Genomic DNA, 14,662 nt, shown 5'->3' with positions numbered 1-14,662 from the left:
TGCGTTAATGAATTATTGACAGAATATAGCAGGTAGTGAAAAATGAAATGAGACGAAAGGAATTAGCTTAAGCTGGCTTTTTCAGCATAAGGTGCTGACGAAGAACTCACGGGCAATGATATAGTCATGACCGATGAGAAGAAGTTTGTACAACGGAGTACCGGCAGGAGTAGAAAAATAGTCGGATGGGCGGGGAAAGTAAGTTTCTACGCCGTGGATAGCGCAGATATCAGCTACGGCTTGCGCGACTTCTCCTGGCACGCTGTCGAGGATAATGCCGCCAGTACGGCTAAGGTTGGGTTGCACGTTGTGAGCTACGAGACGCTGCCTCCACATTGTCCAAGAGCCTTTGACGAAGCTATGCCACTCGCCAGCCTGGGCTTGCAATTCCTGACGGATGGCAGCCAGAAGAGTAGGCGCACTGAGTAAGGGGTAAGGCGTAGCCCGGGCCATCAGACTGGTGAGAGGACCATGGACACCTTTAAGTAGAGTATGGTCACGATAAAAGGAAAGAGGGCCGCGGGTACCGCGCCGTAGTCGGTAACTGAGCTTGCCGTGGAAGTCGATGCGGTGTACTTCAGTATCGGTGACTAATTCGAAGAAGGTGCTTTGTGTATAACGAATTAGGCCGGAGGGATAAAGCTCAGCAAATGGGTGCATCATGCCGACAAGCTACGGCAGGCCAAGCATACCAACAACCGTCGTGGGTGATGGAAAGCATGCCCGGCAAGGCTGGTTATATGTGAAGATGCACCAAACCTGCGCCAATTATGAGGAGGCTAGGCACAGCTTAGGAATAACCGCGTAGCGTCAGCGCCGGGTCCACGTGGCCGTACTGGGCCGAGGCTTCGTGCGCAACGGCTACTGCCGGGCCGCAAAGTCCCGCACGGGTTCGGTGGCGGGGCCCAGGTCCCGCCAGGTTTGCTCGGCCTGAAAGGGCTCAGGCATTTCGTTTAACGCCTCAATGATGTGGGCGCCGTAGTTCATGCGCGGCACGAACCTACCAAAGAAACGAATCAGGCCCAGCGGGGCGTAGGACACGGTTAAGCGGCGACCGTGGTGCTTTGCTACCTGTTGCGCCGCTTCCAGGCTGGTGAGGGGCTCCGGGCCCTGTACCACGTACTCGCGGTTGGCCGCCGCGGACAGGCGCAAAGCCGCCGCTACTTGGCGGCCGTAATCCTGCGCCGACACCCAGTGCATGCCGTGCCGGGCCTTGCCGGCAACCAAGATGCGCGAGCCGGCTAGCTGGGTGCCCACGAGGGTTTCCATGAAAGCCGAAGGATGGAAAATGGTGTACGGTAAGCCGCTACGCCTCACCCGCTCGGCCGCTTGTTTCTTGAGCTCAAATACCCACCAACGAAACCCATCATAATCCTTGATGAGCGAAGACAGGTATACTACGCGCCGTATGCCAGCCTGCCGGGCGGCCGCCAGCAGGTTGGCCAGCCCTTCACCTTCGGGGTGAAACGCGTTTTCCCGTTCCGTTTGCTGCACCGATAAGTTGAGATATATCGCGTCTTGCCCGGCCAGGGCCGCAAGTAGGGTTTCAGGCTGGGCTAAGTCGCCAGCCACCAGCTGCACGGCGTCGGGCAGGAGTTGGCGGGCGTGGTCCGGGTTGCGCACTAAGGCCGTCACGTCAAAGCCCGCCGCTACGAGTTCTTGCGTTACCGGCCGTCCCAACATGCCGGTAGCGCCTACCACGAGCACCTTGCGAATGGCCTGTACCTCCGTCGGGCGCGGATCGAGTTCTTCTTTCATCTCACAGTATGAGTTGGAGCAAAAGCAAACCGCGCCGCAAGCAGTGCCTCCGCTGAGCGTATTGAGCGTCAGCCAGAAAGCACCGGGAATGAGCTTCTAGACGGGGAATTGCCGCCGCAAACGTAGTTGGAACAACTCAGCGGTAAAATCGCATATAGATGTGGGCAGCCCTACTGGAATAAGTCTGCTTTCGTGTACAGCTGCCACCGGGTCTATGTGGGGCGCGATGGGTTCGTGAAGGCAACAACTCGTTGGCTGCCAAGGGTCAGGAGTTACAGTTTGCCCTTTGCAAGTTGGCAGCATACCCCTTCACTAGTCGGTTCCTTCCCTGCTGTTATGCGTCAGACTAAAGCGACTTGCAAGCAGGCAAGAGGAGACTCAGCTTTCCGTAGCAGCTTGTGCTACGATAAACCTGCACCAGCAAACAGACTGAATTGAAAGCCAAGGAAACAGATCATGCTATTTGCTCCTTGTTTTCCCTGCGAAAGACCTTCTTAAACAGCAGCACCAACTTCTCCACTACAAACCCGATAATCAATCCGCCCACGGCGCAGGATAGCGCCTTGGCCAGCCAGGCTACCGCCGGAATGTGAGCTAACCCTTCTTCCAGCTCGTGCAGCAGGTGCGCTGTAAACGGAATGCCGTGGGCGATGATTTCGGCGCCGACCCAGAGCATGGCGGCCGTGCCCACGTAGCTCAGGATGCTCAGGAAGCGCGGCATGAATTTCACGATGCCACGCCCTAGCTTTTGCGCAGCAGGGTGGAATTTGTCTTGGGCCAGGTGTACGCCGAAGTCGTCGGCTTTCACGATCAGGCCCACGAAGCCGTACACGGCGATGGTGATGAACACGGCCACGGCCAGCATTACGGCAATCTGGTTGATGACCGGCTGGTCGGTTACCTGGCTGTAGGCAATGGCCATGATTTCGGCCGACAGGATAATATCGGTGCGGACGGCTCCTGCCACCCGTTTCTTTTCCAGTTCCTCCGGCGTAATTACCTCAACCTGTTCGTTTTCTGCATCCACGTCGTGGTGCTTGCTGAACATGGAATGCACTTTTTCATAGCCTTCGAAGCACAAATAAGCGCCGCCCAGCATGAGAATGGGCGTAATGGCCCACGGGGCGAAATACCCCAGCAACAAAGCCGCCGGGGTGAGCAGGAATAGCTTATTGATTAAGGACTTCTTGGCTATCTGAAAAATAATCGACAGCTCACGGGAGGGGTCGAGACCCACGACATATTTGGGCGTAACGGCTGTATCGTCGATAACAATGCCCGAGACTTTGCCGGTGGTTTTGGCTACCTGGGCTGGCACGTCATCCAAACTGGCCGCGCTGGCCTTTACCAAAGCGGAAACGTCATCTAATAGCGCAAAAAAGCCTGAAGCCATGTTTTAATAGGTTGTTGCTTGATTTTCGTTTTTGAAGGTTTGTGCGTTTTGCGCCGCTTCACTTGGCAGCAAGTTATAGCGGTTCCGCAAACGGTGCCTTTGCTCCCTATACGGGCTAGGTACGGGGTACGGTAGCCATAGTGGTCAAGCTAGTTCTTAGCCTCTGGGCTGCTGATCCAGTTGATGACTGCGTGCAGGGCCGTGCCGGCGCTTGTTGGGTACGGGCCTGGGCTGTTTTGGATGGGGCCTGGCCTAATTGTTCTGGAGCGGGAGGCGCCGCCTGCCGAACATTGTCTGGTCACGCGTTACGCTGCGCCAAACTCGCGCCAGTTGCGGACGCGGCTAGCAGCGGAAAAAGGGGCTGCTGCGTCCTTTCAGCTCGTTCGTAGTTTTTCGGCTTTGCTGGCATCACGGGGCCGCCTTTCCGCTCGCCAAGTCATTCAATGACATGGCGAGCGGCGCTGATGTGCTGGCAGAGCTAGGGGAAGAAACAGGCGTGTTAGCGCCGGTTGCAGTTTTGAGGCACCCGTTGTGCTTCTTCTTATTTGCTACCGGTCGGGGCCTCCAGCTCAGTTAGGGCCTGCTCAATTTCCGGCCGGAGCTGGCTGAGCTTGGCGTGGGCTAGTTCCTGCAAAGAATGGCGTTTGGCTAGCTTTCCAGCCACCAGGTACCCGATGTAGTAGCCGGAGCGGGCGGGCGTGGCGGCTTGCTCGTCCATGCCACCGAGGAAGAAGCGGCCGTAGTCGTCTCTTGAGTTAGAATTGAGCACGGCGCGCAGCTCACGCACGTAGCGGGGTAGGTCGGCTTGGGTACGCTCGGGTGTGTTGCGGGGCAGGCCGAACAGGTTCACGCCGGCCGCCTTGGGGTTGAGGGCGTGGGCCACGTAAGTAGCGAGGCCTTCGCGCCACAGCGCCGACACCAGCGTTTCGTCTTTGTCGAAGAACTGGGTGTGGTAGATGTGAAAAAGCTCGTGGTGGAAGAAGGGCTCAGGGTCGGCCTCCTCGCCGTACACGTAGGCAATCATATCGAGGCCAAAGAGCAAGGCCTGCTGACCGCCGATGGTGCGTATGCCACCGTCGAACCCTCCCAATGAGTACAGGAAGTAGATGCGGCCGCGGTAGTCGAGGTCGGGAAACGTTTTACGGAAGCTGCCTTCGTAGCGCGGCAGGTCCTGGCCGATTTGCCGACCGAGGCGCAGCACCAAATCCATTTTGGGGCCTACCATACGCTGGATTTTGGGGTAGCGGCCGGGCAGCGTTTGGGTTAAGGTTTCGTCGGCGGGGCCACCCAGCACATTGTTGTTGTACACCTCGGGGTAGCGTTCCACCAGCAGCTGTTGAAACAGTTTTACTTGGGTGGCTTCGTCCCGGTCTTTGGCCTTTTTCCAGAACCGCTCATAGGCCGGCATCAGGTTTATTACCTGATAAGTAGGCGCGGCTGGGCGGCTGGGGCGGGCCCAGCTGGCGGGCAAGGACGAATACCGCGCGGGTGTAGCCATGGGTTGGGCGCCGGTAAGCAACAGCAAACCGGAAGCCGCCCCTAATAAGGCGGCAAAGCGAGGAAGCAAAGGCATAGGGAACAGGGCAGGAGAGAGAGGCGCGAAGATATCAGTTGGTCACTAGCCTGCCTAGTCTGGGTGGTGAGTCTTGCCGCTGGTGCACGAAGTGCGTTGCCGCGGCGGCAGAGACGGTGTTTGCTTGGAACCTGATTTGCCAGCTGGCACCAGCTTTTAGATACTGCACACCCACGAGGCGCGGCAGGCGAGACCGAGCAGCGCCTGTACTTGCTTTCGGCGTGGCGCGAGGCCGGGGCCCTGTCCACGCCCGAGGGGCGCGCCTTGCTGGCTTTGACCCAAGAAGTAATTTCAATCGGCCAGCACGACGTATCGGAGGCTAGCTACTAGCAGGCCGCCGCGCTGTTCGACGAGCAGTACATCGGGCAGGCTATCATGGCCATTGTTACCATCAATGTCTGCCACTGCATGGCCATTGCCACGAAAAAGCCGCTGGACTGATGGAGCGTTTTGACCTGCCGGCCACCGCAAGGCTCTGCGGCCGGCAACTGACTTGCTGAGCTACTGCTGAAACAGCTGGATGGTATAATCGAGCAGGCTTTGGTCGCCGGCTTGGCCGTGACCGGGTATTACCACCTTGGTGTTCGGGTACGTTTGTTTCAGCTTGGCCACCGTGGCGGGCCAGGCTTGCACGTTGGCGTCGGCTAAGTTGCCTTTGGTAGCGTTAAGCTCTTTGATTAGGCAGCCGCCAAACAATACTTGGTCATCGGGGAAATAGCCCACCACGTTGTCTTTGGTGTGGCCCTCGCCCACAAACGTGGCGTACACTTTGGCGCGGCCCACCTCCAGGGTCAGGCTATTGACGAATTTGCGCTGCGGCACGTTGAATTTGTTTTGCTTGGCCAGCGCGATTGTTCGCTCATTGGCATAAGACGGAATTTTGCTCCGTTTGAACTCCTGCAAGCCGCCCACGCAGTCTTCGTGAAAGTGAGTGGGAACGACGGCCTTCACGCTAGCGTGCAACTCCCGGGTTATCCAAGCAATCAGCTCCTTGGATTCTTTGTCGCCGCTGGGAGTGTCAAACACTACGGCTTCACCGTCGCTTTGCACCACCATGCCGTTGCAGGGGACCTTGCCAAAGGACTTAGTTTGCAGGAACGAGGTGTGCACGTAAGTGTTTGGGGCAACTTGGCTAATGGTCAGGTCGCCGGACTGGTACACTATGTTGTCGGCGCGGGGGCTGGTTTGGGTGACAGCGGCAGCAAGTAAAGAAAGGGCAAGCAGGAATTTCATGTTTGGATATTGGCTAGGGACGGCCGCAAGCTTCTTTTTTACTATTCGGCGCGTCAAGTTAGGCCTACCGAACGCAAGGAAACGCAACCAGGTATTTCCCCGAAACGCCGCAACAAAGTAGTAAAGCTGTTGCGGCTGCGCTTAGCCGGGCACGCGGCGGAAAAGAAGCGAGCTGCAGGAGAGGCTGATGTTACTGCAGCATTTACAGCACCTCTTTGGCGGGGCAAGGAACGCATTGTAGCACAACAGCCACGGGCCGTACCTTTGCGGGGTAGAAGAATCGTTGGCGGGGGCCAACCACCGAGCGTATGCAACGAAGACTGCGGGGGCACGCGCTCCGGCTGAAGCTGATTGTGAGTCAGGAGACGCGGGTCGATTACCGGGAGCATTTCTGGACCTTTTTAGGCTCGTTCATGGGCATTGCTCTTATTGGGCTGCTCAACCGCTACCTGCTGGGCGCCACCGATACGATTTTGGTTATCGGCTCGTTTGGGGCTTCCGCCGTGCTGCTGTTTGGGGCTTTCAGCAGCCCGCTGGCCCAGCCGCGCAACCTCATCGGGGGGCACGTGCTGGGGGCGCTGATTGGCGTGACGGTGCAGCGGCTGGCAGGGCAGGAGCTGTGGCTGGCGGCGGCGCTGGCCGTTTCACTCTCCATCGTGGCCATGCAGATGACCAAAACCCTGCACCCGCCCGGTGGCGCTACGGCGCTGATTGCCAACGTGGGTTCGGTAAAGCTGAAGGCTTTGGGCTACGGCTTTGTACTGATGCCAGTGCTAGCCGGGGCGTTGCTGCTGCTCGCGGTAGCGCTGATCTGCAACAACCTCAGCGACACACGCAGCTACCCCATCAATAAGCATTGGTACAAAGTATGGCGGCGCCATTACCGAGGCGTGCGGCGGGCTGTACGCCCCCAGCCGAAGCAAGAGGGCCTGCTGGCTAAGCATAGAAACACAGCTGCCGCTGGGCAAACGTCACCTCAGCTTTAAGCTGCGCCGGCCGACTATCCGGCCAAGCAGTGAGTTGTCTCGGCCCCTGCTTCAGGCGCGACGTGCTTGACATAGGGTTCTTGGCCTTTCAAATAAGCCCTAAGTGGGTTTTCAGTTTACTGGCTCCAGTACACAGTTCTGGTGGCGGCCATCGATGCACGTTCGGCAGTTGGCTCGGCTACCCACTGGTAAGCTCAAGCGTAACAACCGCTACAACTACCCCAGCGTAAGGACGCTCATGCCAACTCCCCGACTCATAACGCTGCCTAGCCGACTGCTGGTCCGCGTGGCCGCTGTGTTGCCGTTGCTGCTATGGCTTGGTGGCCGCAGCGCGTGGGCTTGTACGGTGTGCCGCCCACGGGTGCAGGCCGCCATCCACGATCAAGCCTATTCCGTCAACCTGCTGCAATTGCTGCTGCCCGTGGCCGTACTGTTGCTGGCAGGAGTGGGCTGTTATTTTTTCGATGATGTCAAACGGCAACTAACCCGTACGCATGGCTGAACCCCTACAACGCTCTCCTCTTATCGCGGCCGGTGTGCTGATGGGCGCAGGCCTCGGCGGCTTCGTCGATGGCATTGTGCTGCACCAGATTCTGCAGTGGCACAACATGCTTTCGGCGCAGTTGCCACCCGATAACCTGGTCAATTCTAAAGTCAATATGTACTGGGACGGCATGTTTCATGCGGCCGTCTGGGTGCTCACCGCCATCGGCCTGCGCATGCTGTGGGCTGCCGGCCGCCGCCACGACGTGCCGTGGTCGGGTCGCACTTTTATAGGGGCGCTGATTTTCGGCTGGGGCCTGTTCAACGTGGTGGAAGGCACCATCGACCATATGCTGCTGGGCCTGCACCACGTACACGAATATGCCGCCGACAAGATGCCCTGGGACCTGGGCTTTCTGGCCTTCGGCATTGGACAATTGCTGCTAGGCTGGGCGCTGATCCGGGCTGGTAAGAACGACACTGTGGTACGCGGGCAAGCTAGCTAAGCGCAAGCCACGCCTCATTAATTGCAAGCGGCCCTGGCTTCGGTACATAATTCCGAAACCAGGGCCGCTGCCGTCAGCTCCAGATCGGGCTACTGCACCAGTAGCTGCTGCGTAGTCACGCCGGCATCGGTCCGGATGGAGTAGAAATACACACCGGTGGGCAGCAAGTGATTTTCGTAGGGCAAGCGGTGCGTACCGGCTTCGAGTACCTGGGCGGTCGGCAACACATCGGCTACTTTCTGGCCTTTGGCGTTGAACAACGTAATGCTTACCGAACTCTTGCGGGCCAGGGATACTTCGAAAGTGGTAGCGCCGCGGAAGGGATTCGGGAATGCCTGAAACTGGCCAACGGCTGGCTGGCGCGTGCCCGTGACGTTGCCGATTTTGCCTACGCCCGCTCCGGCCAGCACCAGGGCCGGTACGTCGGTGGCGTTGTCCAGAATGCTGGCGTACGTGTAGGGCGTGTTCGACACGCAGGCACCCAGCGGAAACGTGTCGCTGGAGTACTGAAACGTGGTGCCGTTGGTGAGGGCGTTGCCCAGCAGGTGCCCGTAGCCCACCACGCTGCTGTACGCCGACACGTACGGGTTCTTCACGTTATCGAAGTAGTTGTTTTCGATTTTGAGGCAGGCGCCTACCCGGGAGTTGATGGCTGTGGAGGCTACGTCCTTGTAGTAGTTATTGAACACGTGGCCGGTGCCGCCGCGGAACAGGGGCAGGCGCGAGTTGATGTTCTCGAAGCGGTTGTGGTGGTAGGTTACTTTGCGGTCGAAGGTGTCGGTTTCGGTGTAGCCGCACAGGCTGGCCTTCCAGGCGTCGTGCAGGTAGTTCCAGGAGTAGGTAATGTACTCGCAGTCATCCTTGGCATCGAGCAAGCCGTCGTAAGTATCTACACCCACGCCCTGGTACTGGTTGTACAGCTCGCAGTGGTCCACCCAGATGTGGTCGGCCGGGCCTTCGATGCCGATGCAATCCTTCGGCCCGAGCAGCACGTGGTGCACCTTCACATTCTGAATGATGATGTTCGAGGCGCGCCGAACGTACAGGCCGATGCCATTGAACTCGCCGCTGGTGCCCACCCCGATGATGGAAATGTTGCTGCGGTCCTTGATTTCGATCTTGTCGTAAGTCGAGGGCGTGTTGGCCGGCGTGATGGTGCCGTTGATGTAAATGGTCAGCGGCGCGTTGGAGCTATTGGCCCGAATGGCGTTCATCAGCGCGGTGCCGGTGCTTACCGTAACGCTGGCCCCGCCTGCCCCGCCCGTGGTGCCAGTGGTCAGGCTGGCGTAGCCATAAAGTCCGAAAGAGGCTGATTGGGCAACGGCAACAGGAACGGCTAGGCCAGCAACCAGTAGTAAGGATAGTAGCGGTTTCAGCATGGGCAGGAGGAGGGAGGATAGAAGCACGAAGACCGCAGCACAGCAAGCCGTAAAGCCATAGCATCCCTGTAGAGGCAGTTGGATACAAGGAGCTTAAGCAAGCCAAGCGGGCAGGTCAAGATGCTCATCCTGGGGCTGCCTTGTTAGCTTAGAAGAAGTATAATTCGCGCAATCGATGCCGGGAACGTTGCCAACGAACCGGGCCTGCCGCGTGGATGTGTGGACTAGCAGGGGCATCAGCAGGCTTTGTACCAACAAACCCAATGGGATGCAGGAATGGGGCTGAGCCTACAAGGCTTAGCCCTGCCGCCGGTTACTTCGAATTTTACAAATTAACATTGTTAAAATTGTCGAGTAAAAGCGTTGTGATATTGTAATAATTTATGTAACTTTTAATCACACCGCTGACCTTCTGGATACGACTATGGCTACTAGATACAAAGAGCACCATCACGTTACCGGCTGGCGCAGAGGCCTGCCGTGGTGGGCCTACATTCTGATGTTATTTGGCTTTTACCTGTTTGGCTGGCTGCTGTACAGCTTGGGTGTTATCCCAAGTCACTAGCGCTGCCGCAGGTACGCCCGCGTCGTGGTGATGCACCCTTGCCACGATGCGGGCAGGTATACCCGTCGCTCATCATGTGATGAGCGACGGGTGATTATTAGGGTATTATGGGATGATTTGTGAGCCGCAAACCCGGGCAGGTGTGCAGTTGAAAAATTCAAGTTGATGTGTTGGCTAGAGCGGACCTAACGTGTGACTTAGGTTTCGGGCTTAACATGACTCACTAGTTATCATCTCGCCCTATTCTACGCTCTCCTAGGCCTGGCCAGCCAGCGTGGTGAGCAGCAGCCAGCGGTAGAGCCGTTCGGCATCTTCGCGCCGAAACAGCTCCGTGCCGGGGTTCATGGTAGCGGCCGTACCACAGGCCACGCCCAGGCGCACGGCTTCTCGCACGGGCTGGCCGTTGGAAAGCGCGTAGGTCATGCCGGCCACCATGCTGTCGCCGGCGCCCACGGTGCTGCGCTTGCGCACCGATGGGGCCGGCACGTAGTCCACCAAGTCGCGCGTGACGGCGCAGGCGCCCTGCGGCCCCAACGACGCCACCACGATTTCGCATTTGCCGTCGCTGATCAGCTCCTGCGCGGCTTTGGTCACGGAGTCGTTGTCGAGCTCCTCCACGCCCACCAGCTTGCTTAGCTCACCTAGGTTGGGCTTGATCAGAAACACGCCCTCCGCTACCACGCGCTGCAGGGACGCGCCGGAAGTATCCACGATAACCTTGGCGCCGGCTGCCTTGGCCACGCGCACCACTTCCACCAGAAACTCCGGTTCTACGCCGGGCGGCAGGCTGCCACTGACCACCAGAAAATCAGGCGCCGGGGAGAGGCTTTGCAGGGTAGCAAGCACCTGCTGCTGCTCCTGGGCTGTCAGTGCCGTGCCGGGCATGCCAAAGCGGTATTGCTGGCTGGTAGAAGTATCCACCACGATAAAGCTTTCCCGCGTCCAGCTTTCCATGGCAATGGGCTGCTGCTGAATGTGCTCCTGCGCCAGTAGCTCCTGCAGCAGCGAGCCCGAGGGACCACCGGCCGGAAACAGCGCCAAAGAATCGGCCCCGAGGCGGCGTAAGCCCCGCGAAACGTTGATGCCGCCACCACCCGGCTCGAACTTGGGCGCGGCACAGCGCAGCTTGTGGTCGGGCACAATGTGGTCGACCGTGGTGCTTTTGTCGATGGCCGGGTTCAGAGTGAGGGTAACAATGCGTTTCATGCGACAACCAAAAGGTAAAGTTCAACGATAGGTGGCCCGCGCCGGTGGGTGCCGTGCGGCAGCGCGGCGCCGGGCTAAGTTAGGTTTTGTGGGCATCTGGGCCTGCCGAATGGTTTTGCGTACACAGCTGGTCCACCGTCCATTTTACTCATGCCCACCACGTACCACATCGGCTGCTCCGGCTTTCATTATCGCGACTGGAAAGGCGTGTTTTATCCCGAAGGCCTGCCGCCGCGCAAGTGGTTTGAGTACTACTGCACCCAGTTCAGCACCCTGGAGCTGAACGTGACTTTCTACCGCATGCCCGAACTGGCCGCCTTCGAAAGCTGGTATGCGCAAAGCCCCGACTTTTTCCGGTTTGCGGTGAAAGCCCCGCGTATCGTCACGCACTACAAGAAGTTTGGCCCTGAAGCGGCGCCTGTGTTGGCCGATTTTTACGGCACCGTGCAGGAGGGTCTGCGCGACAAGCTCGGGCCGGTGCTGTTTCAGCTGCCGCCCAAAGCCGCTTACACCGAGGCCTTCCTGGAGCGCATTCTGGCCAATCTGGACCCCGCGTTTCAGAATGTGCTGGAGTTTCGGCACCCCAGCTGGTGGCAGGAGGAAGTGTTTCGGGGCCTGACCCGGCACGGCATCAGCTTTTGCGGTCAGAGCCACCCCCAGCCGCTACCCGATGACGTAATAGCCACCGCACGCTGCTGTACTACCGCCTGCACGGCGTGCCCTGTACAAGTCCAGCTACAGCGAGGCTTTTCTGCAGCGCATTGCCACTGACGTGCAAGCCGCATCTGAGGTGCAGCAGGCATACGTGTTCTTCAATAATAGCATCGGTGGCGCGGGCGTACTGAATGCCCGGGAGCTGTAGCAGTTGCTGAGGGGTGAGCTACTCAGCTAGCCCGTTCAGGGGCTACTCCGGCAGCGGCGCTAGTTGCAGCAGCATTGCGTGCAGCAGGTGATATATCTCGCGCAGCTGCTCGGGGTCGACGATGCCGGAGTCCTTGCTGAACACGAGGTACACATCGTCGGACTGGTCGTCGGTCGGGCCGAGGGTGAGGCGCAGCTCGTGGTACTTCAGCAGCGTAGCCCGCAGTTCGGCATCAGCCAGCAACTCGCGCAGGGTGTTCGGGCTGTTGGTTTTGATGATGAAGGCGGCATCTAGATCGGCATAGCCCAGTTCTACATCCTCCATGCCCAGCAGCTTGCCCAGTTGGTGCACCAGGTCCTGCTCCACGAGTTGGAAGCGTAGCGCCGGATTGCCGGGCACCAGCGCCGCCAGCGTGGTAGTGGCGTAGCCGCCCTCAAAGCCTCCGCCCGGGTCAATGTCTATATCAAGCATAAACTGATAGCCGCCTTGGTTTAGCTGCGCCGCGTATTCCAGCAGACCTGCGTCGTGGCCCATGTCGGTGGCCACCTGTTGCCAGAGGTCGGCTTCGGAGGTGGCGGTAAAGCTTCTGATGCTGTTGGTTGTGTTCATAGGGTTGGGTGTCGGGTGCAAACGGAACGAACACCGACGATGCCTTATCGGTACACGACCTACTGCATTTTAGGGATGGAGGTTTTAGCAGTGGGGCGGAAGATGCAAAGGCACTTGCTGCAACGGCCCTAGGGCATACAGCCACTTGTTTCTACCTGATTACTTTACCAGCCCCAAACCGCCTCCTGCCCAAGGCGCGTACTCTCTCAGATGCCTTAAACACATGGAGCATACCACTCAGCAGCAAGTACAGGACTATTACGGCACGCAGTTGCGCACCAGTCAGGACCTCAAAACCAATGCCTGCTGCACCGATGACATTCCCTCGGCTCACAAGAAAATTCTGGCCCAGCTGGAACCGGAAGTGCTGGATAAGTACTACGGCTGCGGCGTGTGCGTGCCGCCGGCCGTGGAGGGCTGCACCGTGTTGGACCTGGGCTCCGGCAGCGGCCGCGACGCTTTCTTGCTTTCCAAGCTGGTAGGGGAGCGGGGCCACGTCATCGGCGTGGATATGACCGAAGAGCAGCTGGCCGTGGCCCAGCGCCACGTGGCGGCTCATACTGAACGCTTTGGTTACCAGCAGCCCAACGTGGAGTTCCGCCACGGCTACATCGAGGACCTGCGCACCGCCGACATCCCCGACAACAGCATCGACGTGGTGGTGAGCAACTGCGTGCTGAACCTGAGCACCGACAAAGCCGCCACCTACCGCGAGATATTCCGGGTGCTGAAGCCCGGCGGCGAGCTGTTTATTTCCGACGTGTTTGCCGACCGCCGCATTCCGGAGGCGCTGCGCCAAGACCGCGTGCTGTACGGCGAGTGCCTGAGCGGAGCCCTCTACACCGAAGATTTTCGCCGGCTGCTGCGCGAGCTGGGCATTCAGGATTACCGCCTCACCGCGCAACGCCGCCTTACCATCGGCAACGAAGAAATCGAGCGGAAGGTGGGCAACATCAAGTTCTACTCGCTCACGGTACGCGCCTTTAAGCTGGCGCTGGAAGATCAGTGCGAAGACTACGGCCAGGTAGCCACCTACCTCGGCACAGCACCCGATGAGCCCCACGGCTTCACCCTCGACGACCACCACTATTTTGAAACCGGCCGGCCCGTGCTCGTGTGCGGCAATACCGCCGATATGCTCAGCCACACTCGCTACGCAGCCTACTTTCGGATAGATGGCAATAAGGAGCGCCATTTCGGGCTGTTTCCGTGCGGCCCTGCACTAGCTGCGCCCAGTGCCAGCGGTGCTGCCCCCGCGGCGGCCTGTTGCTAAGCGCTACCGAGACAGGCACAGCGGCCTGAAGTTGCGTAGAAGCCCTACGCCTCTTCTGCTGCTTTGCTTATGCCTACTTACCACGTTGGTTGCTCCGGCTACCACTACCGCCACTGGCGCGGCGCATTCTATCCCGAGAAGCTGCCCATGCGGCGTTGGTTTGAGTACTACGCCGAGCACTTTCGCACCCTGGAGCTGAACGTCACGTTCTACCGTTTTCCACAGCTGGCCTTTCTGCAGAACTGGTACCAGACCAGCCCCGCCGATTTTGTGTTTTCGGTAAAAGCACCGCGGCTGATTACTCACTACAAGCAGTTCAACGAGGTGGGGCAGCTGCTTACCGATTTCTACACCACCGTGCAGGATGGCTTGCTCGAAAAGCTCGGGCCGGTGCTGTTTCAGCTCCCACCCCGTACGCCATATACCCCCGAGCGGCTGCAGCGCATCCTCGATTACCTCGACCCGGCTTTCAGCAACGTGCTGGAGTTCCGGCATTCCAGCTGGTGGCAGGAGCCGGTGTACGAGGCCCTGCGCCAGCGCGGCGTCGCCTTCTGCGGCCAAAGCCACCCCGACCTGCCCGATGCCGTGGTAACTACGGCGCCGGTGCTTTACTATCGTTTTCACGGAGTGCCGCTGCTCTACCACTCACCTTATAGCCCGGCGTTTCTGCAGGCAGTGCAGCGTCAGATCGAAGCCGCGGGCACCGCTGAGCAGGCCTTCCTGTACTTCAACAACGACATTGAGGCTTCGGCCATTGGCGACGCACGGCTGATGCTGGCGCTGACCGGCTCGTGAGTATCACCAATACTGCTGCGGAACTAGAAGAGGCGTCCAGC

General features: G+C 59.0%; 16 protein-coding genes. 8 read left to right on the top strand and 8 right to left on the bottom strand.

Annotation, left to right across the window (positions count from 1 at the left end; all coding sequences use genetic code 11):
- Positions 1–81: 81 nt before the first annotated feature.
- The 5 genes from AC5FXY_RS06355 to bla form a co-directional block, all read right to left on the bottom strand.
- Complete coding sequence (locus AC5FXY_RS06355) at positions 82–663, bottom strand: hypothetical protein (protein WP_493555806.1); 582 nt, start codon at positions 661–663, stop codon at positions 82–84.
- A 198-nt stretch (positions 664–861) separates the two neighbouring features.
- The gene (locus AC5FXY_RS06350) at positions 862–1,758 is read right to left on the bottom strand and encodes an SDR family oxidoreductase (protein ID WP_493555805.1); all 897 of its coding nucleotides are present in this window, start codon (positions 1,756–1,758) and stop codon (positions 862–864) included.
- Between the two features lie 454 nt (positions 1,759–2,212).
- Positions 2,213–3,151 carry a DUF808 domain-containing protein gene (locus AC5FXY_RS06345; RefSeq protein WP_493555804.1) on the bottom strand — a complete coding sequence of 313 codons (939 nt, stop codon included), beginning with the start codon at positions 3,149–3,151 and terminating at the stop codon, positions 2,213–2,215.
- A gap of 541 nt (positions 3,152–3,692) precedes the next feature.
- The gene (locus AC5FXY_RS06340; RefSeq protein WP_493555803.1) at positions 3,693–4,724 is read right to left on the bottom strand and encodes a DUF2268 domain-containing putative Zn-dependent protease; all 1,032 of its coding nucleotides are present in this window, start codon (positions 4,722–4,724) and stop codon (positions 3,693–3,695) included.
- A gap of 501 nt (positions 4,725–5,225) precedes the next feature.
- The gene (gene bla / locus AC5FXY_RS06335; RefSeq protein ID WP_493555802.1) at positions 5,226–5,957 is read right to left on the bottom strand and encodes a subclass B1 metallo-beta-lactamase; all 732 of its coding nucleotides are present in this window, start codon (positions 5,955–5,957) and stop codon (positions 5,226–5,228) included.
- Positions 5,958–6,265: 308 nt separating this feature from the next.
- On the opposite strand from bla, the gene AC5FXY_RS06330 reads away from it, so the two are divergent.
- The 3 genes from AC5FXY_RS06330 to AC5FXY_RS06320 all read left to right on the top strand — a co-directional run bounded on the left by AC5FXY_RS06330 (position 6,266) and on the right by AC5FXY_RS06320 (position 7,932).
- A complete protein-coding gene (locus tag AC5FXY_RS06330) occupies positions 6,266–6,943 on the top strand; it encodes an HPP family protein (RefSeq protein WP_493555801.1) in 678 nt (225 codons plus the stop codon).
- A gap of 238 nt (positions 6,944–7,181) precedes the next feature.
- Complete coding sequence (locus tag AC5FXY_RS06325; protein ID WP_493555800.1) at positions 7,182–7,445, top strand: hypothetical protein; 264 nt, start codon at positions 7,182–7,184, stop codon at positions 7,443–7,445.
- Positions 7,438–7,932, top strand: coding sequence for a DUF2243 domain-containing protein (locus AC5FXY_RS06320; RefSeq protein ID WP_493555799.1), 495 nt, complete (start codon positions 7,438–7,440; stop codon positions 7,930–7,932). The genes AC5FXY_RS06325 and AC5FXY_RS06320 overlap by 8 nt, the downstream gene beginning before the upstream one ends.
- 89 nt (positions 7,933–8,021) lie before the next feature.
- Here the strand turns inward: AC5FXY_RS06320 and AC5FXY_RS06315 are convergent, their stop codons facing one another.
- The gene (locus tag AC5FXY_RS06315) at positions 8,022–9,311 is read right to left on the bottom strand and encodes a pectate lyase family protein (protein ID WP_493555798.1); all 1,290 of its coding nucleotides are present in this window, start codon (positions 9,309–9,311) and stop codon (positions 8,022–8,024) included.
- Between the two features lie 424 nt (positions 9,312–9,735).
- On the opposite strand from AC5FXY_RS06315, the gene AC5FXY_RS06310 reads away from it, so the two are divergent.
- On the top strand, positions 9,736–9,876 hold the full coding sequence (locus AC5FXY_RS06310; RefSeq protein WP_493555797.1) for a hypothetical protein: 141 nt from the start codon (positions 9,736–9,738) through the stop codon (positions 9,874–9,876).
- 255 nt (positions 9,877–10,131) lie between these two features.
- On the opposite strand, the gene AC5FXY_RS06305 is transcribed toward AC5FXY_RS06310, so the two are convergent.
- Positions 10,132–11,082: a 1-phosphofructokinase family hexose kinase gene (locus AC5FXY_RS06305; RefSeq protein WP_493555796.1), complete on the bottom strand. Its 951-nt coding sequence runs from the start codon at positions 11,080–11,082 to the stop codon at positions 10,132–10,134.
- A 150-nt stretch (positions 11,083–11,232) separates the two neighbouring features.
- Here AC5FXY_RS06305 and AC5FXY_RS06300 point away from each other — a divergent pair, with 150 nt between their 5' ends.
- Positions 11,233–11,853, top strand: coding sequence for a DUF72 domain-containing protein (locus tag AC5FXY_RS06300; RefSeq protein ID WP_493555795.1), 621 nt, complete (start codon positions 11,233–11,235; stop codon positions 11,851–11,853).
- A gap of 1 nt (position 11,854) precedes the next feature.
- Positions 11,855–11,944: a hypothetical protein gene (locus tag AC5FXY_RS06295; protein WP_493555794.1), complete on the top strand. Its 90-nt coding sequence runs from the start codon at positions 11,855–11,857 to the stop codon at positions 11,942–11,944.
- Between the two features lie 42 nt (positions 11,945–11,986).
- Here the strand turns inward: AC5FXY_RS06295 and AC5FXY_RS06290 are convergent, their stop codons facing one another.
- A complete protein-coding gene (locus AC5FXY_RS06290) occupies positions 11,987–12,553 on the bottom strand; it encodes a hypothetical protein (protein WP_493555793.1) in 567 nt (188 codons plus the stop codon).
- 223 nt (positions 12,554–12,776) lie between these two features.
- On the opposite strand from AC5FXY_RS06290, the gene AC5FXY_RS06285 reads away from it, so the two are divergent.
- Positions 12,777–13,826, top strand: coding sequence for a methyltransferase domain-containing protein (locus AC5FXY_RS06285; RefSeq protein WP_493555792.1), 1,050 nt, complete (start codon positions 12,777–12,779; stop codon positions 13,824–13,826).
- Between the two features lie 69 nt (positions 13,827–13,895).
- Positions 13,896–14,621, top strand: a complete 726-nt coding sequence (locus AC5FXY_RS06280) for a DUF72 domain-containing protein (protein ID WP_493555791.1) — start codon at positions 13,896–13,898, stop codon at positions 14,619–14,621.
- Positions 14,622–14,662: the final 41 nt, after the last annotated feature.

The organism is Hymenobacter sp. FMD4, from assembly GCF_058932745.1.
The sequence above is the reverse complement of the archived record's forward strand: the minus strand, read 5'-3'. Positions and strand labels throughout refer to the sequence as shown.